Source organism: Gordonia sp. 135 (assembly GCF_009720185.1).
GTDB classification, from domain to species: domain Bacteria; phylum Actinomycetota; class Actinomycetes; order Mycobacteriales; family Mycobacteriaceae; genus Gordonia; species Gordonia alkanivorans.
The window spans coordinates 117,027-138,372 of sequence record NZ_CP046257.1; the positions used below are offsets into that span (position 1 = coordinate 117,027).

General features: G+C 66.6%; 17 protein-coding genes and 2 pseudogenes. 12 read left to right on the forward strand and 7 right to left on the reverse strand.

What is annotated here, in order from left to right:
• Positions 1–2 precede the first annotated feature (2 nt).
• Positions 3–743, forward strand: a complete 741-nt coding sequence (locus tag GKZ92_RS00480) for a FadR/GntR family transcriptional regulator (protein ID WP_006360566.1) — start codon at positions 3–5, stop codon at positions 741–743.
• On the opposite strand, the gene GKZ92_RS00485 is transcribed toward GKZ92_RS00480, so the two are convergent.
• The 4 genes from GKZ92_RS00485 to GKZ92_RS00495 all read right to left on the reverse strand — a co-directional run bounded on the left by GKZ92_RS00485 (position 727) and on the right by GKZ92_RS00495 (position 5,935).
• On the reverse strand, positions 727–1,941 hold the full coding sequence (locus tag GKZ92_RS00485; RefSeq protein WP_081790155.1) for an amidase: 1,215 nt from the start codon (positions 1,939–1,941) through the stop codon (positions 727–729). The two genes, GKZ92_RS00480 and GKZ92_RS00485, sit on opposite strands and share 17 nt — an antisense overlap.
• Before the next feature lie 92 nt (positions 1,942–2,033).
• On the reverse strand, positions 2,034–2,474 hold the full coding sequence (locus GKZ92_RS23855) for a hydantoinase B/oxoprolinase family protein (RefSeq protein ID WP_268902898.1): 441 nt from the start codon (positions 2,472–2,474) through the stop codon (positions 2,034–2,036).
• Between the two features lies 1 nt (position 2,475).
• Entirely contained in the window at positions 2,476–3,855 is a 1,380-nt protein-coding gene (locus GKZ92_RS00490; protein ID WP_268902889.1) for a hydantoinase B/oxoprolinase family protein, read from the reverse strand.
• A gap of 1 nt (position 3,856) precedes the next feature.
• Positions 3,857–5,935, reverse strand: coding sequence for a hydantoinase/oxoprolinase family protein (locus tag GKZ92_RS00495; RefSeq protein WP_035755428.1), 2,079 nt, complete (start codon positions 5,933–5,935; stop codon positions 3,857–3,859).
• A gap of 259 nt (positions 5,936–6,194) precedes the next feature.
• Between GKZ92_RS00495 and GKZ92_RS00500 the strand changes: the two genes are divergently transcribed.
• From GKZ92_RS00500 to GKZ92_RS00530, 7 genes and pseudogenes are all read left to right on the forward strand, one after another.
• Positions 6,195–6,749 carry a MaoC family dehydratase gene (locus tag GKZ92_RS00500; RefSeq protein WP_035755426.1) on the forward strand — a complete coding sequence of 185 codons (555 nt, stop codon included), beginning with the start codon at positions 6,195–6,197 and terminating at the stop codon, positions 6,747–6,749.
• Positions 6,746–7,957, forward strand: a complete 1,212-nt coding sequence (locus tag GKZ92_RS00505; protein ID WP_006360561.1) for a CaiB/BaiF CoA transferase family protein — start codon at positions 6,746–6,748, stop codon at positions 7,955–7,957. The genes GKZ92_RS00500 and GKZ92_RS00505 overlap by 4 nt, the downstream gene beginning before the upstream one ends.
• Positions 7,954–9,339 (forward strand): MmgE/PrpD family protein, encoded by a 1,386-nt coding sequence (locus tag GKZ92_RS00510; RefSeq protein WP_042377886.1) that lies wholly within the window; start codon positions 7,954–7,956, stop codon positions 9,337–9,339. The genes GKZ92_RS00505 and GKZ92_RS00510 overlap by 4 nt, the downstream gene beginning before the upstream one ends.
• Positions 9,340–9,415: 76 nt before the next feature.
• Positions 9,416–10,579, forward strand: a complete 1,164-nt coding sequence (locus GKZ92_RS00515; RefSeq protein ID WP_006360559.1) for an acyl-CoA dehydrogenase family protein — start codon at positions 9,416–9,418, stop codon at positions 10,577–10,579.
• Positions 10,576–11,412 (forward strand): HpcH/HpaI aldolase/citrate lyase family protein, encoded by an 837-nt coding sequence (locus GKZ92_RS00520; RefSeq protein ID WP_006360558.1) that lies wholly within the window; start codon positions 10,576–10,578, stop codon positions 11,410–11,412. Before GKZ92_RS00515 ends, GKZ92_RS00520 begins: the two co-directional genes overlap by 4 nt.
• A gap of 98 nt (positions 11,413–11,510) precedes the next feature.
• Positions 11,511–13,082, forward strand: a complete 1,572-nt coding sequence (locus GKZ92_RS00525; protein WP_155224891.1) for a hypothetical protein — start codon at positions 11,511–11,513, stop codon at positions 13,080–13,082.
• Positions 13,083–13,280: 198 nt separating this feature from the next.
• Positions 13,281–13,499: pseudogene (locus GKZ92_RS00530) on the forward strand (integrase core domain-containing protein); the annotation flags it as partial.
• On the opposite strand, the gene GKZ92_RS00535 reads toward GKZ92_RS00530, so the two are convergent.
• Complete coding sequence (locus GKZ92_RS00535; protein ID WP_425270386.1) at positions 13,496–14,644, reverse strand: polysaccharide deacetylase; 1,149 nt, start codon at positions 14,642–14,644, stop codon at positions 13,496–13,498. The pseudogene GKZ92_RS00530 and the gene GKZ92_RS00535 sit on opposite strands and share 4 nt — an antisense overlap.
• A gap of 203 nt (positions 14,645–14,847) precedes the next feature.
• On the opposite strand from GKZ92_RS00535, the gene GKZ92_RS00540 reads away from it, so the two are divergent.
• A complete protein-coding gene (locus GKZ92_RS00540; protein ID WP_155225669.1) occupies positions 14,848–15,762 on the forward strand; it encodes an alpha/beta hydrolase family protein in 915 nt (304 codons plus the stop codon).
• Between the two features lie 169 nt (positions 15,763–15,931).
• On the opposite strand, the gene GKZ92_RS00545 is transcribed toward GKZ92_RS00540, so the two are convergent.
• Positions 15,932–17,557, reverse strand: a complete 1,626-nt coding sequence (locus GKZ92_RS00545) for an HNH endonuclease signature motif containing protein (protein WP_006360553.1) — start codon at positions 17,555–17,557, stop codon at positions 15,932–15,934.
• 196 nt (positions 17,558–17,753) lie between these two features.
• A pseudogene (locus GKZ92_RS00550) lies at positions 17,754–19,033 on the reverse strand (integrase core domain-containing protein).
• A 135-nt stretch (positions 19,034–19,168) separates the two neighbouring features.
• Between GKZ92_RS00550 and GKZ92_RS00555 the strand changes: the two are divergent.
• Genes GKZ92_RS00555 through GKZ92_RS00565 form a run of 3 tightly spaced genes read left to right on the forward strand, consistent with a single transcriptional unit; the run spans position 19,169 to position 21,307 of the window.
• Positions 19,169–19,531, forward strand: coding sequence for an ArsR/SmtB family transcription factor (locus GKZ92_RS00555; RefSeq protein ID WP_006360795.1), 363 nt, complete (start codon positions 19,169–19,171; stop codon positions 19,529–19,531).
• Positions 19,528–20,631, forward strand: a complete 1,104-nt coding sequence (arsB, locus tag GKZ92_RS00560) for an ACR3 family arsenite efflux transporter (protein ID WP_155224893.1) — start codon at positions 19,528–19,530, stop codon at positions 20,629–20,631. The genes GKZ92_RS00555 and arsB overlap by 4 nt, the downstream gene beginning before the upstream one ends.
• A complete protein-coding gene (locus GKZ92_RS00565) occupies positions 20,624–21,307 on the forward strand; it encodes an arsenate reductase ArsC (protein ID WP_075864041.1) in 684 nt (227 codons plus the stop codon). The genes arsB and GKZ92_RS00565 overlap by 8 nt, the downstream gene beginning before the upstream one ends.
• Positions 21,308–21,346: the final 39 nt, after the last annotated feature.

The following is a 21,346-nucleotide window of genomic DNA, read 5'->3' on the forward strand; positions in this document are numbered from 1 at the left end:
TTGTGACAGAAGCGAATCAGTCCGGGAGCAACAAGTCCGGACGACGCCCGGCGTACGAGATCGTGGCCGACGCGCTTCGGGTACGGATCCTCGCCGGTGAGCTGACTCCCGGTACTCGTCTGCCCCCGGACGCCGAACTCCGCGCCGAGTTCGGCGTCGGTCAGAGCACGGTCCGGGAGGCCATCAGGACGCTCGCCAGCGAGAACCTCGTCAACACGACCCGTGGGGTGACCGGGGGAACGTTTGTCGCGACACCCGACATCGGTCAGTTGAGTGCGAACCTCGAAGCGGGAGTCACGCTGCTCGCCGCAGCCGAAGGGGTGACCGTCGATCAGCTCATGGAGGTCCGGCAGCTCACCGAGGTGCCCGCCGCCGGAGTCGCCGCCTATCGTCACTCAGACGCCCATCTGGAAGAGCTGCGCGCCACCATCTTCGACCTGTCGGAGGGTGTCGGTCCGGAGGTCTACGCCAACAACCAGGAGTTTCACCGCATCCTGCTGCGGGCGGCGGACAACCCTCTCCTCGACCTGATCACCGTCCCGGTGTTCCGCGTCATCGGCACCCGCTTCAGCCGCGACGTCGCGCCGGAAGGGTTCTGGCGGTGCGTCGACGAAGACCACCGTGCGATCCTCGAGGCGGTCGAGCGCCGGGACTCGATGACGGCGATGACGCTCATGCGCCGGCATCTCGACCACCTCGGCGACGTCTACAAGCAGATGGACCTGCTCAGACGTCAGAACTGACGCGCACGGGCGGGAGCCGGAGATGCCAGTCGCTGTGCTCCTGCACCTGCTCGGCCAGCGCGAGAACAGTCCCCTCGCGCAGACGCGCCGCCGTCAACTGTGCGCCGATGGGCATACCGGACGGATGCACGCCGACCGGCAGTGCCAGTGTCGGACCGTCGTGCAACGACCACGGATACGTCAGCTGTCCCATCCGGCGGGCCTGTGCGACGACCGCCTCCCCGACGCCGATCTGCGGCACATCCACCGGCATCGCCGGGGTGAGTACGACGTCCACGTCGCTGAACATCTCGCTCATCGCCGACCGGAACATGTCCCGCTGGCGTACAGCAGCTGCCCGTTGTTCGTCGGAGATGGTCAGCCCGAGGGAGATTCGCTCGCGGGTCGCCGCCTGGAACCGGGTCGGCTCGTCGCGCAGCCGTTCGGCGTGCATACGCGCCAGGTCCGAATAGATCAGCGTGTAGACCACATCCTGAGCCGATTCACTGTGCGGCACGGGGCATTCCACGATCCGGTGACCGAGTCGCCGGATGAGTTCGACGGTCTCGGTGATCGCGTCGACGATGGCCGGGTCGATATCGTCGGTCACGAACGGATGGGGAACCGCAACTCTCAGCGAGTCGGTGTCCGCACCGGTCACATCCGACCCGGCGAGGACCGCGAACGTCTCACGTACCTGTCGGGCCGTACGTGCGAGCGGTCCGACGGTGTCGAAATCCGCACTCACCGGGAAGATCCCGGACATGTCCAGGACTCCGGTGGACGGTCGAAGACCGGTGACCCCGCAGCACGCGGCGGGCAACCGGATCGAACCGCCGGTGTCCGTGCCGAGTGCGACGTCGACGACACCCGCGGCCACGGCGACACCCGAACCGCCGCTCGAGCCACCGGGCACACGGCGGGCGTCCCAGGGATTGACCGATCCGCCCGAGGCGGAGTTCTGACTGGTCACCCCGACCGCGAACTCGGCCATGTTCAACGTCGAGGTGATCACCGCCCCGGCGCTTTTGAGCGCACTGACACACGTGGCGTCGTCGGCTGCCACGCGGTCGGCGAAGAACTCCGAACCACAGGTGGAGCGGACCCCGCCGACCTCGATGTTGTCCTTGACGCCGATGCGCACCCCGGCCAGCGGACCCGACGACGCCGCCGGATCGGAGCCCAACTCGTCGGGAACCCAGGAGATGACGGTGTTCAAGCGCTCGGCGACGGAAACCACGTCGTCGGAGCGCGTTCCGGACGTGCCGGAGGGGCCGGCGACAGAGTCACCGGCCCCTCCGAAGTCACCGGTCAGGACGCCACCCGAGCCGAGCGCAGCGCCTCGGTGGCGGCCTCGTCGATGGTCCAGGTGTCGGTGTCCACCACGACACCGTAGTCCTGTCGGGCCTCCTCCGCGCTGAGGTACTCGTCCCACACGTCGGACAGCACGGCGAACGGGTCGCGCAGGAACGGGTCACCGAAACCGCCACCCGACGGCATCCGGATCTCCAGACGCTCGCCCTCGCGGATGACCTCCTGGGTCACCTTGGAGAAGAGCACCTCTTCCTCGGGTGTGCCGGGGTTGCGGACGAACGATCCCGACGCGCCGTCGCCGCCGCCGAGCGCACCCGCAGGCGGATCGCTGCGGTTGTCGGCCTCGGAGCCGAGGAAGGTGTCGGTCTCCATGTACCAGGTGCGCACGCTGCCGATGCCGCCGCGCCACTGGCCGGGGGCCGGCGACTCGTCACGCAGCTCATAACGCTCGGCGCGCCATCGCGTGGTTGAGCTCGAGCTCCTCGATCGGGTTGTTACGCGTGTTGGCCATCAGGGCGTCGACGGCGTCCATGCCGTCCTTGCCGTTACGCGCGCCGTAGGAACCCTCGTTGATCTCGATGTAGACCCAGTACGACTCGCCGTCCTCCGCCAGACCCGAGTACGCGATGGCGCACAGTGCGGCCGACGAGCCGGCGATAGCCCGCTCGGGCAGCACCGGCGCGAGCGCCAGGTTGATCGAGTCGAAGATGCGGTTGACCTGGGAGAAACGTGCGAAACACGACGCCGGGAAGTCCGGGTTGAAGATGGTGCCCTCGGGTGCGTAGGCACGCACCGGACGGAAGCAGCCGTCGTTCTGCGGGACGAACTCCTCGGTGAGGTGCTCGTCGAGGAGGATGGTGCGGATCGCGCTCACCGCGACGGGCAGCACCGAACCCTCGAACGGCACGTTGAACGCCGTCGGCACCTGGTCGTTGGAACCGGTGAGGTCGATCAGGACATCCTCGTCCTCGACCTGCACGCGCACCGCGACCTTCAGCGGGACACCGCGGTTCTTGCCGTCGTCGTCGAGGTACCCGATCGGTGCTTCGTAGCTGCCGTTGGGGATCGCCCGGATGCGGCTGCGCAGCATCTCCTCCGAGTAGTCCATCCACCGGTCGGCGGCACTCATCACCACGTCGAGGCCGTACTTCTCGAGCAGTTCGACGAACCGCTTCTCGCCGATGCGGGAGCACGCGATGAGAGCCTCGAGATCGCCGCGGTTCTGCTCCGGAGTGCGCACGTTGTCCAGGATGTGCTGGATCAGCATGTCGTTGCGGACGCCGCCGTCGTAGATCTTCATGGAGTCCATCAGCTTGCCCTCGGCCCAGACGTCGACGACGTCCATGCACAGGCCGGGGAAGTTGCCGCCGATGTCGGAGACGTGACCGGTACACCCGGCGAAGCCGATGTGCTCACCCTCCCAGAAGATCGGGATGATCACGCCGTAGTCGGGGGAGTGGGCCGCACCGTGATAGGGGTGGTTGTGCAGGATCACGTCACCGGGCTTGTACGTCCCGGCGAGCTTGCGGTTGACGCCGCGGATGTAGGCCGGGATCGAACCACAGTGCATCGGAGTCGAATCCGACTCGCACAGTTCGCGACCGTTGACGTCGAAGATGCCGGCGCCGAGGTCCTCGGACTCGCGGATCAGGCTCGAGTAGGCCATGCGGTAGAGGACCTGGGCCATCTCCTTGGCCATCGAGTTCAACGCACCGCCGATGACGCGCAGGGTGATCGGATCGACCTCGACGGTGTTCCAGGTCCGATTGGCCTCGGCGGCAAGGGAAACGCCGTCGGTGGGCATCAGGGTCTTCGCCATCTCAGGCGCTCCTCTCGATGATGATGTGGCCCACGGCGTCGACCGTGGCCTTCTGTCCGATGCCGACGATGGTCGTCGAGTCGAACTGCTGGACGATGGCCGGGCCCTCGAAGGTGTTGCCGGCCTTGAACAATGCGCGGTCGTAGACGGGGGTCTCGACCCATTCGGGGTCGGCGGAGTCGTTCTTCCAGAACAACGCCTGGGTGGTCGACTTGATGGCGCCCGACGCGTCGGCGCCGCCCGCCTCGATCTCGGCGATGCGAATGTGCTCGACCGCGCCGACACCGGTCACGCGGATGTTGACCAGCTGTACCGGCTTGTCGTCGAACCGCTGCGAATAGGTACGCCCGTGCACTTCGTGGAACGTGGCCGCGGTCTGCTCGACCCATTCGGCGGTGATCTCGCCGTCGGGTGCCGGCACACGAAGCTCGTAACCCTGTCCGACATAACGGCAGTCGACGCTGCGCTCGAGGGTGATGTCCTCCTCGGCGATGCCGTCGGCGCGGAGCTGGGCGACGGCCTGCTCGGAGAGCCGGTCCATCTCGCGGCTCAGCAGGTCGAGATCGGGCTCGGCCGAGGAGGTCCAGACCGTGGTGGGGACCTCGTACCGGACGTCGGTGGTCAGCAGGCCGACCGCCGAGGTGATGCCGGGATGTCCGGGGACGATGACGCGTGGGATGCCCAGGTGCTCGGCGATCTGCCACGCGTACAGCGGGCCGGCGCCACCCTCGGCGACCAGCGAGAACTCACGTGGGTCATACCCCTTGCGCACCGAGTGCAGGGAGATGGCCTCGGTCATCGAGTGGGCCAGGATCTGGAAGATGCCCATCGCGGCGTGCTCGAGATCGGCGCCGAGTTTGTCGGCGATGTGGGTCTTGACCGCCTCGGTCGCCAGCTCCGGCTTGACCTCCATGGTTCCCGACAGGAAGCTGTCGGCACCCAGCCAACCCATGACCACCATGGCGTCGGTGGAGGTGGGTTCGGTGCCGCCGCGGTTGTAGCAGGCGGGTCCGGGCATGGCGCCCGCGCTGCGCGGTCCGACGCGGAACATGCCGCCCTCGTCGATGCTGGCGATCGATCCGCCTCCGGCGCCGATGGTGTCGACCTCGGCCATCGGGACCATCGCGTGGTAGTCGCCGATGCGGGTGTCGAGCAGATGCTTCATGCGCAGCTTGCCGTCGGGTGCGACGCCGATGTCGGCCGAGGTGCCGCCCACGTCGAGGGTGATGACACTCGGGTAGCCCGACGCCTTGCCGATGAAGCATCCGCCGAGAAGTCCGGCGACGACACCGCTGGTCAGCAGCGAGACGGGGACCTCGCTGGCGCTGCGCGACGTGACGAGACCGCCGGCCGAGGTCATCAGGTGGACGTCCTCGCCGACCTGTGCGGCCTTGGCCTTGCCGGCCAGGTTCTCGATGTACCGGGAGGTCTTGGGTCCGACGAAGGCGTTGAGGGCGGTGGTCGAGAAGCGCTCGTACTCGCGGTACTGGCTGGCGACGTCGCTGGAGAGCGACACGAAGACGCCGGGGTACTCCTCGGCGATGATCTCGCGGACCCGCTGCTCGTGGGCCGGATTGCGGTAGGCGTGCAGGAAGGCCACGGCGATCGCCTCGACCCCGCGCTCGCGGAGAAGAGCGACTTCGCGGCGGACGGCGTCCTCGTCGAGCGGGGTCAGCACGTTGCCGGCGGCGTCGATCCGCTCGGCGACGGTCCGCCGGTTGCGCCGCGGGACCAGCTGCCACTTCTGCCACGGCAGATCCTGGTAGTTGGAGTAGTTCAGGGGGCGCTTCTTGCGCGCGATGTGCAGGAGGTCGCGGAACCCGTCGGTGGTGATCATGCCGACGTCGCTGCCGTTGTGCTCGAGCACGATGTTGGTGGCCACGGTGGTCCCGTGGAAGAACATCTCGATGTCCGCGACGTCGATGCCCGCACGTTCGGCGAGCACCTCGATCCCGTCCATCGTGCCGATCGAGGGATCGTGGTTCGTCGACGGCGTCTTGTGCACCGTCACCGTCCCGTCGTCGTCCCACAGGACCAGGTCGGTGAACGTACCGCCCACATCCACGCCGATTCGCTTCATCGAAACTCGCTTCCTCTTTTCGTACCGTCACCCCGACCTCGGATCGGTGCGCCCCATCCGGTGACGGAAGTGATCTGAGCCATAGCTGCGCTCGGAAGGATCATGCAATACATCGGATGTTTAGGCAACCCATGGACCAGAATTCATGCAGGAGCGTGGGAAAGGCGTGTCTTGACGAGCTAAAGATCTGATGTTTATGGTGGGCCGCGTCACGGCGTGTGCTTTTCGACGACGACGCCGCACCCTTGTAGGAGGACCATTGACCACCCATCCCGCCACTCTCGGACGCTTCTTCGAGGACTACGTCGTGGGCGACGTCTATCAGCACCCGATGGGCCGCACGATCACCGAGACCGACAACGCGTGGATCACGTGCCTGACGATGAACACCAACCAGAACCACTTCAACGAACATCTCGCCCGGACGAATCCCATCACCGACGGCAAGGTGATCGTGAACTCGGGGCTGACCATCGCCCTGGTGCTCGGACTGTCGGTGATCGACATGAGTCAGAACGCCGTCGCCAACCTCCAGTTCACCGACGTCAAACTCCAGCATCCGGTGTACGTCGGCGACACGATCTACGCCGAGAGCATCTGCACCGACCTGCGCCGGTCCAAGTCTCGTCCCTACGCGGGCATCGTGTCGATGGTCACCCGCGGGATCAATCAGGACGGCGAGGTCGTGGTCGCCTGGAACCGCTCGGTCATGGTCGCCACCCGCGAGAGCGGTATCGGACAGAACTACTTCCCCGAGGTCAAGGCGCCCTCGCTGACCGAGGTCGTCGCCCAGACCGAGGACGCGCGGTCATGAGGCCGCTCGAGGACGTCCGGATCATCGCCGTCGAACAGTACGGCGCCGGTCCCTTCGGCAGCGTCCACCTCGCCGACCTCGGGGCCGACGTGCTCAAGATCGAGGAGCCGACCTCCGGTGGCGACGTCGGGCGATACGTTCCGCCCTACAACAAGGGCGAGGACTCGCTGTTCTTCGAGACCTTCAACCGCAACAAGCGCAGCCTGTCGCTGGACCTCGGAACCCCAGGCGGGCGCAGGGTGTTCGAAGATCTGGTGCGCACCAGCGATGCGGTGTACTCGAATCTGCGCGGCGATGTGCCGGCGAAGATCAAGATCACCTACGACGACCTCAAGCACCTCAACCCGGCCATCGTGTGCTGCAGCCTGACGGGGTTCGGCATGACCGGTCCGCGCGCGAAGCAGCCCGGCTACGACTACATCTTGCAGGGCCTGGCCGGATGGATGGACCTGACGGGTGACCCCGACGGACCGCCCACCAAATCCGGTCTGTCCCTTGTCGACTTCTGCGGCGGGTACGTCGCGGCACTCAGTCTGATGTCCGGCCTGCACGCCGCCCGTCGCGACGGTGTCGGCGGCGACTGCGACGTCTCGCTCTACGACACCGCGATCTCGATGCTCACCTACCCGGCCGCCTGGCACCTCAACGCCGGATACCGGCCGGGACGCACCAAGAACTCGGCACATCCGTCTCTGGTGCCGTTCCAGGCCTTTGAAGCCTCCGACGGCTGGTTCGTCGTCGGTTGCGCCAAGGAGAAGTTCTGGGTGCGGTTGGCCGAGACGATCGGGCTGCCGGAACTTCTCGAGGACCCGCGGTTCACCGACTTCACCGCCCGTGGTGAGCACAAGGACGAACTGCTGCCGTTGCTCGAGAAGCGATTCGCCGAGGCGACGGTCGATCACTGGGTGTCGTTGCTGACCGAGGCGGGTGTGCCGACGGGGCCCATCAACGACGTCGAACAGGCGCTGACCGAGGAACACACCCTGGCGCGCGGGCTCATCGCCACCACCGAACACGAGGTGTGGGGTGAGGTACGTCAGGTCACCTCACCGGTGCGCTTCGGCAACGAGCCCGCGGAGTATCGTCGGGCACCGCGTCGCAACGAGAACTTCGACGAGGTGATGGAACTGCTCGGCTACAGCGCAGAGGATGTCCGCGGGCTGGTCGACGCCGGCGCGTTCGGATCGATCGCACAGGCCACGCCATGACCGCCCGCCGCCTCGCGAGCTGGGCCGCGGCCCTCGACATCGATGACATTCCCGAGGCCACCCGGCGGGCCGCGCTGCGACACCTGCTCGACGGCATCGGCAATGCCATCGGAGCCCGCCGGCTCGACCAGGGCGGACCCGGACTGTCCGTGGCCCGCGGGCTCGGCGGCCCGGCGCAGGCACATCCGCTCGGTGACTCCGACGCCATCTCGGCGCCCGCGGCAGCCTTCGCCAACGGGGTGCTGATGCATGCCCTGGACTTCGACGACACGCATGCCGGTGCACTCGTGCATCCGACGACGGTCGTGGCGCCGGCTGTCCTGGCCGTCGCCGAGGAAGTCGGGGCGACCGGCGCGCAGACGGTGACCGCGCTGGTGGCCGGGCTGGAGATCGCCTGTCGACTGGGCGCGGCGGCACCACACGGCTTCCACGCACGCGGCCTCCATGCGACCGCCGTCGTCGGCCCGCTCGCCGGTGCCGTCGCCGCCGGCCTGCTGTACGGCGCCGACGCCGATCGTCTGACCGATGCGATCGGCATCGCGGCGTCGTCGTCGGGCGGCTTGCTCGAGTTCCTCGACACCGGGGCCAACACCAAGGTCCTGCATCCGGGGAACGCGGGCTTCAACGGTGTCCTCGCCGCGCGCCTGGCGCTGGCCGGGGCCAGCGGACCCGAATCGGTGCTGGAGGGCCGGCGCGGGCTGTACCGCGCGCTCGCCGACCGCGACGTGGATCCCGACGGGATCGTCGCCGATCTCGGAACTCGTTGGGAGAGCGCTGGTATCGGTATCAAGCCGTACCCGAGCTGTCAACTCATGCATGCCTCGCTCGATGCGGTCGCGCAGGCTCTGGCCGAGGCCGCGCGATCGGGCACCGAGGTGTCGGCGTCGCGTATCGCCGCCATCAGCGTCGACGTCCATCCCGACAGCGTGGACATCGTGTGCGGGCCGGGCACCGGTACACGCAGTCCCCGCAGCATCTACGACGCGAAGTTCGACCTGCCGTGGAGCGTCGCCGCACTCGTCCACGACGGAGCGGTCACCGTCGACACCTACGCCGAGGCCTCGATCGTCCGACCCGAGGTGGCCGCCACCGCCGCACTCGTCGACGTCGTCCCCGCACCCGATGCCCGCCCGGCCGCCGACGCCGCCGGCCGGGCGGTCATCACCCTCGACGACGCCACCCGGCTCGTCGGCGAGGTTCCCTGCAGCCGAGGCACTTCCGGCCGTCCGATGGACGATGCCGCGGTCGCCGAGAAGTTCCGGGGCAACGCCGGCGGGGGAGAGGCCTCCGAGGCACTCGTCCAGACCGTTCTCGGTCTGTGCGACGCACCGTCCGTGGGGCAGATCCCGGCGCTCGCGGCCGACATCCTCTCCGCGAGCTGACCCACCTTCACCTGCCGGTCCGCGGCCGGGCCCGGGTCTAACATCTCCGATCACCTCTCAGATCAAGGATCACACAATGGATTTCAGCTTCACCGAGGAACAGCGCGACTTCCGGTCGGCGCTCCGTCAGCTGGTCGACAAGGAGATCATCCCGGTCGCCAACGAATGGGAACGCGAGGGCCGCTATCCCACGGAGATCGTCGCGCGGCTGCGGGACATGGGTCTGTTCGGGATCACCACGCCGGAGGAGTACGGCGGACTCGAACTCGACATGGTGTCCTTCACCCTCGTCTACGAGGAGATCGCCCGCGGCTGGATGGGTATCGCCGGCATCCTGGGCAGTCACAACCTGGCGTGCTGGATGATCGCGCGGCACGGCACCGAGGAGCAGAAGCAACAGTGGTTGCCCCGGCTGGCGACCGGTGAATGCCGTACCGGCATCGGACTGACCGAACCGGGTGCAGGCACCGACCTGCAGGGCATCAAGACCACCGCCACCCGCGACGGCGATGACTACGTCATCCGCGGCACCAAGACGTGGATCACCAACGCACGCCACGCGAATGTGCTCCCCGTCCTGGTCAAGACGGATCCGTCGGCTTCGCCGGCGCACAAGGGCATGAGCATCCTGCTCGTCGACACCACGACGCCCGGATTCGAAGTGCAGCGAGACCTCGGCAAGCTCGGTTACAAGGGCACCGAATCGTGCGAGATCTTCCTCGACGAGGTGCGGGTACCGGCGTCGACACTGCTCGGCGGGGTCGAGGGCCGCGGTATGCAGCAGGCGCTGTCCGGGTTGGAGATCGGCCGCCTCAACATCGCCGGCCGCAGCGTCGGCATCGCGCAGGCGTCGTACGACGCGGCGCTCAACTATTCACGCGAGCGCACCGCCTTCGGGAAGCCGATCTCCGACTTCCAGGCGATCCAGCTCAAGCTCGCCGACATCGCCACCCAGCTGCAGGCGGCGCGTCTCATGACGTATTGGGCTGCTGCCAAGGCGGATTCGGGTGCACGTGTCGACGGGGAGGCCGGAATGGCGAAGTACTTCGCGTCGGAGACCGCGATCACCGCCAGCCTCGAGGCGATGCGTATCCACGGCGGCTACGGCTACTCGACCGAGTTCAACGTCGAGCGCTACTACCGCGATGCGCCGTTGATGTCGATCGGCGAGGGGACCAACGACATCATGCGGACCGTCATCGCCAAGGCGCTGGTCAACGGAACCGTCACCGTCGGATGAGTTCGCCGCTCGTCTACCTGTACGTACCGGGCGACCGGCCCGAACGGTTCGGCAAGGCGACCACGTCCGGTACCGACGCCGTGGTCCTCGACCTCGAGGACGCGGTACCGGTCGCGGCCAAGGACTCCGCGCGCATCGCGGTGGGGACCTGGCTGGAGAAGCGCGACCGGGCCGGGGTGCCCACGTGGGTACGGGTGAATCCCGGCGCCGAACTCCTCGACGACCTGACCATGGCGGTCCGGTGTGGGGCCGACGGCATCTGGCTGCCCAAATGCGATGATCGCGCGACGCTGGATCGCGTGGACCGGATGCTCACCGACCTCGAGGCTGCGGAGGGCCGTCCGCGGACGCCGGTCTCACCGCTGATCGAGACCGGTGCGGGTCTGGTGAATGCGCCGGCGATCGCCGCCGGCCCCCGCGTCGAGTTCGTGCAGATCGGCGAGGTGGACCTGGCTGCGGACCTCGGCGTGACGCCGGTCGTCGGCGACGAGTTGCTCTGGGCACGTTCCCAAGTCGTGGCCGCGTCGGCGGCGGCACGGATCCGGCCACCACTCGCGGCCGCGTCGCCGGTCATCGACGATCCGGAGTCGTTCGAGACCGAGACCCGGCGCCTGACCGGGCTGGGCTTCTTCGGTCGTGCGTGCATCCACCCGCGCCAGATCCGGCCCGCCCGTGCCGGTCTCGCACCGACCGCGTCCGAGGTGGACACAGCGGTCGACGTGCTGGCGGCATTCGATGCCGCCGGGCAGGGAGCCGCGACCGACAGTGCCGGCCGGCTCATCGACGAGGCGGTCGCCCGCATCGCGCGTCGGACGCTGACTCGCCGGGGCTGATCCCCGCGAACGACATTCCCGTGACAGACTGCCGGCAAGAATGCGGATTCTTCTCAGGACCTGCTCAGGATGCCTGATTTGTCCGCTACTGTTTTGCCATGCTCAGTACCCGGTCTCGCCTTCGCGCGTCATTCCGTGTTTCCGCTGCCGGCCTGGCGGTTGCCGCAGCCGCTGCGTTCCTGACCGTAGGCGCCGACACAGCGGACGCCGCACCGGTCGTGAATCCTCAGGCCGGAAAGGTCGTCGCCCACTCCGGGTTCGATGTGAAACGCGACGGCTTCTCCTTCGAGAACTGGGGGCCCAACGACGCCCTGCACCGGCGCGGACTCACGACCGAGGGAATGCGCGCGGTGTTCGGTGACGAGGTATGCGCCCGCATCGTGCTCGGCATCTGCTCACCGACCACCGTCGCCGAACTCGTGCAGGCGGAATTCAACGCGTCGATGACCGGCGGTCATTGCTACGGCATGGCGGCGCTGGCAGGCCTGTACAACACGAAGCGGCTGAGCCAGTTCCCGCTGGCGCTGCCAGGACAGAGCGTCTACAGCATGCCGGCGTCGGGGCCGCTGGACGAACTGATCGCCCGGATGTTCATCACCCAGGGCTTCCCTCCCACGGACCTCGCCGAACGTGAGGTCTCGGTGCCACAGGCGCTGTCGAAGCTCCGTACCGCATGGTCGCGCAACGACAACTACATCCTCGCCATCTATACGGACGAGGAACATTCCGCCGGGCATGCGATCACACCGATCGCGCTCCGTGACCTCGGTGGCGGCAAGCACGGAATCGTCGTCTATGACAACAATTTCCCGGGCCGGGAGAAGATGGTGGTCGTCGATCCCGCCGCCGACTCCTGGTACTACTCGACGGCGACGAACCCGTCCGAGCCGACGATGCTGTACCAGGGCTCGCCGAAGAACAGGATGATGCTGGTCCCGCTGGCCCAGGTTCTGAAGCGTCACCAGGATCCCGACCTGCGCACCGACGACACCGTCGTGCTGGTCAGTGACACCAACGGCACGGCGCAGGGTGTCGGTGACGTGGACTGGGACGTCCGGGTCACCGATCCGTCCGGCAAGCCGATTCCCGGTGTCGAGCAGCGGATTCTGTTCAACAATGACAATTCCGCACGATTCACCGTGCCAGCGGGCAAGCGTTTCCGCATCGTCGTGGACGGTGTCGAGGCCGGGCGTACCGCCGACATCAACACGACCGTGCTGAGCGCGGGTGGAGCGGTGGCGGTCGGCGACCTCGAGGTCCCGGCGGGTGCGACATCGGCGCTCGATGTCGATCCGGTTCGTCACGCGGTTCGGGTGAGTTCGTCGGCACCGACGACAGCCGTGTTCGAGGTCGCCACCGAGGACTCGTTGCGGTCGGTCTCGGTCGACACCTCGCAGCTCGCCGTCGGCCCGGGCTCGTCGGTGTCGGTAGGGGCCACCTCACCGGTCGGCGTGACCGTGCGGACCGAGGGACGTTCGCAGAAGTTCCAGGTCGCGGTCGAACGCAGCGACACCATCGCCGACCGGAGTGCGGTCACCCGGACTCCGGTCACCCTCCGGCCGGGCGCGACGCTCGATGTGCCGGTGGATCTCTGGACGGGCTGGACCCCGCTGACCGCAACGGTGCGCGCCGGTGGGTCCACGACGCCGGTGCCCCTGACGGTCAGGTGATTCCGCCGTCCGGCGAGTCGACGTGACATAGGGAGAATCCCCGACGGTGGCCGACATCGCGTACACGGCCGCGCCCAGGGCACCCGCAACTCCAGCGCACCGCGAGCCTGGGCGAACCCGCAAAGATGCTGGCCGCCCGAACCGGGGGTACGCGTATCCTGCATCACGCCGTCGACGACCACTCCCGGTAACAAATGGACCCGACCGTACCGGCCGCAAACCAACGGCAAGGTCGAACGATTCAACCGGACCCTCCAGGAGGAATGGGCCCACGCTCGCCCCTACCTCAGCGAAACCGAACGCGTCGCAGCCTTCCCCGAATTCCTTCACAACTACAACCACGAACGCGGCCACACCGCACTCCGAGGCAACTCACCCGCCGACCGCGTACCCAACCTGGCGGGTCAGTACAGCTAGTGATGCGCGTCGACGGCGACCGGGGCCATCGACCGCCACTTCTTCAGGACCGCGGGGTCCTGCAGCTCCATCCAGGCGATGACGTCCTGGTGGGTGGCGCAGATGACCTCCGGCTTGGTGCACGCGCGACGCATGAAGGCGGCGGTCGCCGGGTTGAAGGCGTTGGCGTTCCAGGTGTTCAGATGGTTGGCGATCACCAGCGGCGCGCGGTTTCCCTCATAGGCCCGGCGCAACATGTAGTCGTAGGTGCTGGTGACGACCCGCGCGATCCGCGCACGATCGGCGGGCCGATCCGTCGCCTTGTTGACGCTGTACCAGAAGTTGTAGTCGAGCGCTGTCTGGCGTTGCTTCAGCGCCGGCGACCAGACGTAGGGGACAGGGAACTCCCAGACGCCGTTGATCTTCGACGGCCAGTAGACACCCGGTCGCGACGCCGGCATCGACGAGTCCCACAGCATGTCGTAATCGCGCAGCGCAGGGAAGAGCGCTTTCATCGAACCCTCGAGGCACTGTGTCCGAGCGCCTTTCACCGCTTCGGGTCCGAAGGCGAGGTCGGGTCCGGTGCGGATTCCGTTGAGTTCACGCCACTGCGTCATGAGCCGGAAGAACTGAGCCAACTCGTGACGCCACTCGGCACTGGTCCACGACTTACCGGGATTCTCTGTGCCCGCGCAGAAATGGCCCACGAAGTGGGTGCCCATCTCGTGGCCGTCGTACCAGGTGCGGTTGAGGTAGGTGATCTCCTCGATCACCTCCTTCTTCGATCCGCCGAATCCGATCGCCGCCTCGCCGGGTTTGTATCCCGGACCACGGTACTGCCGCTTCTTGGCGTCGGTGAGGAAATAGAGCCCGGTCATGAGCGCGGTGAATCTCGCGTCCGATTCGGCGGCGGTGCGCAGGAACAGGTCCCAGTTCTTCGACACCCCGACGCCGTCGAAGGAGAACAGGATGAATTGGGGCGGTTTCTCACCCGGTGCCAGTCGCTTCATCGGGACGTTCGACGCCACTCGTGTGGGCGGTGACGGCGGAGCCGGCGAGAGTGTGGTACTGATATTTGGAATCGTCTCGGGCACAGCCGACTTCGCCGAGGTGGCGCACCCGGCGAGTAGAACGGTCAGAACCACGACGATCGGCGCCGAGATCATCCGCGTTCCGCGCCCGATCGCCAATTGGATACCCCCGTCATTACTTTCGCTTTACCTTATGCGGCAGAATGTGGAATGGCCTCGTGGCCGGAAAGGCAGGCACAGAATTGTTGCCTTCGTTGACCCTTCGTGATTCCCGGCGATCCGGCTGGTCGCCTGTCCCACTTCGACTTCTGGGCGTCGCACTCGCCGCCGGTCTCGGACTGACGGCGTGCACTGCCGACGATCCGTCGGCGTCGGGTCCGGTCAAGACCCAGACGGCGACCTCCACCGCAGCGGTGGAGTACCTCGACGAGGTCACCGTTCACCGGTTCGAGTACCCGACGCCCGGCGAGGCCGACAGCGAACAGAACTGGGCCGAGTTGTACCTGCCGGAGGGGGAGCAGCGGGTCGATTCGATCCCGCTCGTCGTCCTGATCCACGGTGGTGCGTGGCAGAGTGCGCTGGGCGCGGACATCTTCGAGCCGCTCGCGCGGGATCTCGCGGATCGCGGGATGGCGGTCTACAACGTCGAATACCGACGGGTGGGTTCGGGTGGCGGCTGGCCGACGACCTTCCGGGATGTCGCGAGTGCGCTCGACCACGTCTCGGTGGTGGACAAGCAGTTCCCACAGATCACCACCGACGATGAGCTCGTCGTCGGACACAGTGCGGGCGCGCAGCTCGCCGTGTGGGGCGGCACTCGGCACAAGCTGGACGACGACGAGGTCGGTGCGAGGCCGGTGTTCCGGCCGACACGCATCGTCTCGCTCGCCGGACCGCTCGACATGGTCTATGCCGCAACGCATGGCGACGATCGCATCGTGACCGCCCTCGGTGGCACACCGCGTCAGGTGCCGAAGCGCTACGCAATGGTCGATCCGATCCAGAACATCGATCCCTCGACGCCGGTTGTCGCCGTGCACAACACCGGCGACCGCATGGTCTCGTCGGCCAACTCGAGTCGCTACGTCGAAGCCGTGGTGAAGCAGGGAGGCGAGGCCACCGCGGTGCTGCTCCCGGGCGGCAACCACGGCTCGGTGGTGACCTCTACCGCGCCCGAGTACCCGAAGGTTCTCGACATCATCACCGGCGCGTCGTCTGCGGACCTCGACGATGTGGACGAGGTGACAAACTGACCAGCGCCCGTTCCAGCTCCCCGGGTTGTGTGCGGGAGCGATAGCGTGCGTGGGTTTCTCGCTCCCTGAGGTGTGTGTGGGAGTGTCTGCGCCCACGTTCCTCGCTCCCTTGGGGGTGTTTGGGAGTGGTGGCGTGCGTGCGTTCCCGCTCCCTGAGGTGTGAGGAGCGTTAGCGACGAACCTCGAAGGGCCGGTGACCTTCCCGTCCTGAGCCTCCGTACGCGTGGTCGAGAAGCGCTGAGGCGACGACGAGTTCGGCAGGAGTGGCGTTGCGTAGGTCGATGATCTGGCGCATCTGGAGGCGTGGGGTATCGCCGGACTCCGGTTCGGGTCCGTGGATCTCGTCGCGTACCTGTTTGAGGTGGTCGGCGAATCGGCGGGGTATGTCGGGTCTTCGGTTGATGCGTTCGGGGTTGGGTGGTGCGCCGGGTGCGGTGTTGAGTTGCCAGGTGGCGCGGCCTTCGTCGGGGCCGTCGCGAACTATGCGGGTGGTGAATTGTCCGGGCTGGTTTCCGACCATGTGGTGGTGGCGGGTGCAGGCGGGGGTGAGGTTGGTGATGTCGGTGAATCCGCCATCGACCCAACCGATGTGGGCATGATGCATTTCCACGTGGGCGGCGGGTACACAGCAGTCGGGGTTGGAGCAGCTTTCACCATCGGGCCGGGCGAAGGACACCAAGCGCTGTTCGCGGGTGGCGAGGCGTTTGCCGCGGCCGAAGTAGAGCGGGACGGCGGTGGCGTCTTTGAACACCGCCAGCCAGGGTTGGGCGTCGGCGGCGAGGTTGATCAGGTCGGGGATGGGAATCTGGGTGCCGGTGGCGGTGACGGCGTAACCGGCTTCGCGGACGAGGTCGTTGAGGTCGGCCTTGACGATCACCTGCATAGGCAACCCGCGATGACTCTTCCCGAGCATGCCGTCCTCGAACACGGCTTTGAGGAGTGCGTTGAGGGCGTCGTGGTTGAGCTGGGCGGGGCTGCGGTCATCACGTTCGGCCGCGGCCGCGACGGCTTCGGGATCGGCGTCCTCGATCGAGCCGTGCGGGGACTCGGGATCGTCGGGGTTGTTCATCCCCGGTTTGGCCCACACGGCCAGGAACATCGACACCCGTGCCAGCAGTTCAGGCGTCAGGGTGCCGGCCATCTTGGCGGTGCCATCGGCGCGTTGCCGGTTGAGGTACAGGTTGCGGCGCCGTTGACGGTCGGTGTCGTCGGCGAGGGTGCCGTCGGGATCGAGGTAGCCCAGGAGTCGGGCGCCGGCGTCGGTGATCTGGTCGGGGGTGAGGTTGACGGCTTGTTCGGCCATGGTGCGTTCGGCGGCGACCTTGATGTCGTGGTCGACCGCGTGGGGGATCTGGTCGAGCACGTCCATCACCGCATGCACGTGCCCGGACCCGACCCGACCGTCGGCGAACTCTTTCGCGAGGGTGGGGTGGACGGGTTCGAGGGGTTGGCCGGTGGTGGCGTCGGGGTAGGTGGCGGTGGCGCGGGTTTGTTTGAGGCGTCTGCCGGGGTAGGCCATGCGCAGCCGGTGTTTCATGTAGTCGATGACGCTGCGGTACCCGGCTTTACGAGGTAGGTCGCGCTGGTCGGCTTCGACGATCTGCTGGTTGCCGGTGTAGGTGAGTCGGGCGATGGCTTGTTCTATACGGATGCCGGCGTCGTCGACCTCGGTATCGGACAGGCGGGTGAAACCGGTGGTCTGCAGCTTGTCGACGAGCGCGTCGAGTTCGTCGAGCAACTCGGGCATCCCGGCAGGGAACTCGTCGACCGCACCGGTCGATGCGATATCGGTCATGACGATCACCCCCCGCGGATCGATTGTCGAATACACGTTCGACTGTACGCGCTATTCCGTTGGCGTGCAACAAGACTGGCACGACTTCGCAGACGGAATCTTGTCGGTGGGATGGTGTAGTGGACCGCAATTCGGCTGTGATGTATCGGGTCTTCGGTGACAGTTCTGTGTCAGGACTTCGGTGACAGTTGATGTGTCAGGACTTCGGTGACGGTCTGGTCTTCGTGGGGCGTGGGCCGCGGGGTTGTCGGTTGCCGACGTAGCTAACTCCGGGAGCGGGGTCGAAGGTGTTCGACTACGACCTCTCCATCGGTGTTCGCGATGACGATAGCGCTGTCGTCGGCGACGACGAGGACCTGGTCGAAGGCGTGGTCCACATCGACCGTGTAGGTGACTGAGTCCACGCTGATGGTGCCGGAAGTGCTGACAGTCCTGACCAGGACGCCCTCGGGTAGATCGGCGGTTGGGCGCGGCGCGGGCCGCGGGCGCGATTTAGGCCGATCGAACAGTGACCCACCGGCTATCGGGTGTGGCGCATGGGCTTTCGGTGTGGCTTGCCACGCGGCCAGTGGTGTGACGCGCCCTGGCAGGCCCTGGTGAGGCCGTTGGGTGTTGTAGATGTGATCGAACGCATCAACCTGGGCCTGCAGCTCGGCCAGGGTGTCAGCCAATGGCTGCTTGTCCAGATACCGGAACAACGACTGATGGAATCGCTCGTTCTTTCCCTGCGTGGTCGGCTTGTAGGGCTTGCCGGTGATCGTTTCCACCCCGAGCACGCGGACGTGCTCGACGAGCTGACCGAGACGGCCGCGCCGCGAGGGGTTGAGCGCGGGCCCATTGTCGGTGAGGAGTCGTTGAGGTACTCCGTGGGCGGTCACTGCCTTGTCGAACACGGCGATCGCAGCCTCAGCCGTTTCGCCTGCGGCCACATGTGAGCCCACGGCGTAGCGAGAGTGATCGTCGATGAGCTGCAGGATGACGCACCTGCGTCCACCGGTCAGGACGTACTCGGTGCCATCGAGTTGCCAGCACGCATTCGGCGCCGGGTAGACGAACCTCCGCCACGCCGAGCGGGGCTTCTTCTTTTGGCTCACGGCGAGCGACACCGGCTTCGCGGAAGATCCGGGCCAGCGAGGCCGTTGAGGGCACCTGAGTCAACCCCATCGACTGCATCTTGTCGTGCACGCTGATCGGCCCGTGATCCAGACCTGAGGCTTCCAGAGCGGCGCGCACGGCCACCGCCTGCGCTTTGACCTCGTCATTGAGCGCTGACGGGCTCGACTTCGGGCGGCGGGTACGGGGTTCCAGGACCGCCGACGGCCCATCCGCTCGTGCTCGTTTACGCAACTCGTAGAACGGCTTCCGCGAAATCCATTGTTCGGCGCAGAATGTCGAGACCGCTCCGCGGGGTGCATCATCATGCCACTGCGAGATCGCCAGCCGCACGACAGGATCGATAGGTTCGTTAACTACCACCGCCTGAGCGTCGAGTGCTTGCAGTGTGAACCGAAGGCCAGGGTGCCGGCTTGGCTGGAGCCCATCGGGCGTGTCGTACCCGCTAAACGGAATCGACGCCTTGCCGCTTGCATCGACGTGTGTCAATATTGACGCGTGTCGAATAAGAATCTCCTGCTGTCACCGGGCCGCGGTCTGAGTGGTGACGAGACCGGGGCTGTCACCCCATTGTTGAAGGCGCTTGCGGATCCGGTTCGGCTGCGGTTGCTGTCCGAGGTCGCCGCGCATCCGGGCGGCGAGGCGTGCGTGTGCGACATCTCTGGACCGTTCGAACTGTCACAGCCGACGATCTCGCATCACCTGAAGGTGCTGCGCCAGGCAGGTCTGGTGACCAGCGAGCGCCGCGCGACCTGGGTGTACTACCGGGTGAACACCGAAGCGCTGCAGCAACTGTCGGACCTGCTGCGGGATCTCGCCGCGGTCGTGGGGGAAACCCGCTCGTGTGAGGCGGACCAGTGACCGCCACCGACACCGCAGTCGCGGGCAAGTTGTCGACGCTGGACCGGTTTCTGCCGGTGTGGATCGGCGCCGCGATGGTCGCCGGACTGCTGCTCGGCCGAGTCGTCCCCGGCCTGGGTGACACTTTGGCGGCGGTCGAGCTCGACGGCATCTCGCTGCCGATCGCCCTCGGATTGCTGATCATGATGTATCCGGTGCTGGCCAAGGTGCGCTACGACCGACTCGACTCGGTCACCGGTGATCGTCGCCTGTTACTCGGGTCGTTGGCGTTGAACTGGATAATCGGACCGGCGTTGATGTTCGCGCTGGCCTGGCTCCTGCTCCCGGATCTGCCGGAGTATCGGACCGGACTGATCATCGTGGGTCTGGCCCGATGCATCGCGATGGTCATCATCTGGAACGACCTGGCGTGCGGTGACCGCGAGGCCGCTGCTGTTCTCGTCGCCCTGAACTCGGTGTTCCAAGTGATCATGTTCGCCGTGTTGGGTTGGTTCTACCTCTCGGTGTTGCCCGGCTGGCTGGGCCTGGAGCAGACCACCATCGACACCTCGCCGTGGCAGATCGCGAAGTCGGTGCTGATCTTCCTGGGTATACCTCTGGTCGCCGGCTTCCTCACCCGCCGCATCGGCGAGCGAACCAAAGGCCGCGACTGGTACGAATCCTCGTTCCTGCCGCGTCTTGGGCCGTGGGCCCTTTACGGCCTGCTGTTCACCATCGTCATACTGTTCGCGTTGCAGGGGGAGCAGATCACGTCGCAGCCGTGGGACGTCGTGCGGATCGCTCTGCCGCTGCTGATCTACTTCGCGGTGATGTGGGGCGGCGGATTCGTCCTCGGCGCCGCGATGGGGCTGGGGTACGCACGGACCACCACAATGGCGTTCACCGCCGCCGGCAACAACTTCGAGCTCGCCATCGCCGTCGCGATCGCCACCTATGGTGCGACCTCCGGTCAGGCCCTGGCCGGAGTCATCGGCCCACTCATCGAGGTCCCCGTCCTCGTCGCGCTGGTCTACGTGTCTCTGGCGTTGCGGAAACGCTTCACCAGTCCGACGACCGCCTCCAGCCCAGATGTATCGAAGGAGCCTGTTCGCGATGTCTGAGAATGTGTTGGACGAACAGCTGAGTCGCGGCGAACACCGCGCGCAGCCCGAGCTGCTGATGCCGCATACCGTGCTCGCCCGTACCGCAGCTGACTTGGCCGCCAAGTACGAGGGGGTGGTGTCTCGGCAGACGGTGGAACGCTGTGTTTTCGAGTCCTACACCGCGTTACGGCGCACCTCCCGGGTACATGCGCATCTGACGACCTTGGCGGGCCGGTTCGCGGCTGATCGATTACGCGCCCTGGCCCAGGTCGATGGATCGGCGCCCAAGGATGTGCCCGAAGTTCTGTTCGTCTGCGTGCAGAACGCCGGCCGCTCGCAGATGGCCGCCGGATTGTTGACCCACCACGCCACAGGTCGGGTACACGTGCGCTCCGCCGGGTCAGCCCCCGCGCACTCGATCAACCCGACCGTCGTCGAAGCAATGACCGAGATCGGCGTCGACTTGGGCACGCAGTACCCCAAACCGCTCACCGACGATGTAGTCGCCGCCGCCGACGTGGTCGTAGCCATGGGCTGCGGCGACGCGTGCCCGATCTATCCCGGCAAGCGGTATCTCGATTGGACGGTCTCCGATCCCGAAGGCCGTCCACTTGGCGAGGTTCGCGCGATCCGCGATGACCTTGACGCCCGGGTTCGTGAGCTCCTTGCCGAGCTCACGGCCAACCATGTGTGACTTTCCGAGCATTCCTCCACAGCTGAAAGGGACTGTCTC

What these genes read in the sequence shown, in the direction of transcription:
- GKZ92_RS00535 (WP_425270386.1), bottom strand. Translation starts at nt 14,644, where the DNA reads ATGATCTCGGCGCCGATCGTCGTGGTTCTGACCGTTCTACTCGCCGGG.
- GKZ92_RS00545 (WP_006360553.1), bottom strand. Translation starts at nt 17,557, where the DNA reads ATGACCGATATCGCATCGACCGGTGCGGTCGACGAGTTCCCTGCCGGG.
- GKZ92_RS00520 (WP_006360558.1), top strand. Translation starts at nt 10,576, where the DNA reads ATGAGTTCGCCGCTCGTCTACCTGTACGTACCGGGCGACCGGCCCGAA.
- GKZ92_RS00495 (WP_035755428.1), bottom strand. Translation starts at nt 5,935, where the DNA reads ATGAAGCGAATCGGCGTGGATGTGGGCGGTACGTTCACCGACCTGGTC.
- GKZ92_RS00525 (WP_155224891.1), top strand. Translation starts at nt 11,511, where the DNA reads ATGCTCAGTACCCGGTCTCGCCTTCGCGCGTCATTCCGTGTTTCCGCT.
- GKZ92_RS00490 (WP_268902889.1), bottom strand. Translation starts at nt 3,855, where the DNA reads ATGGCGAAGACCCTGATGCCCACCGACGGCGTTTCCCTTGCCGCCGAG.
- GKZ92_RS00505 (WP_006360561.1), top strand. Translation starts at nt 6,746, where the DNA reads ATGAGGCCGCTCGAGGACGTCCGGATCATCGCCGTCGAACAGTACGGC.
- GKZ92_RS00565 (WP_075864041.1), top strand. Translation starts at nt 20,624, where the DNA reads ATGTCTGAGAATGTGTTGGACGAACAGCTGAGTCGCGGCGAACACCGC.
- GKZ92_RS00510 (WP_042377886.1), top strand. Translation starts at nt 7,954, where the DNA reads ATGACCGCCCGCCGCCTCGCGAGCTGGGCCGCGGCCCTCGACATCGAT.
- GKZ92_RS00515 (WP_006360559.1), top strand. Translation starts at nt 9,416, where the DNA reads ATGGATTTCAGCTTCACCGAGGAACAGCGCGACTTCCGGTCGGCGCTC.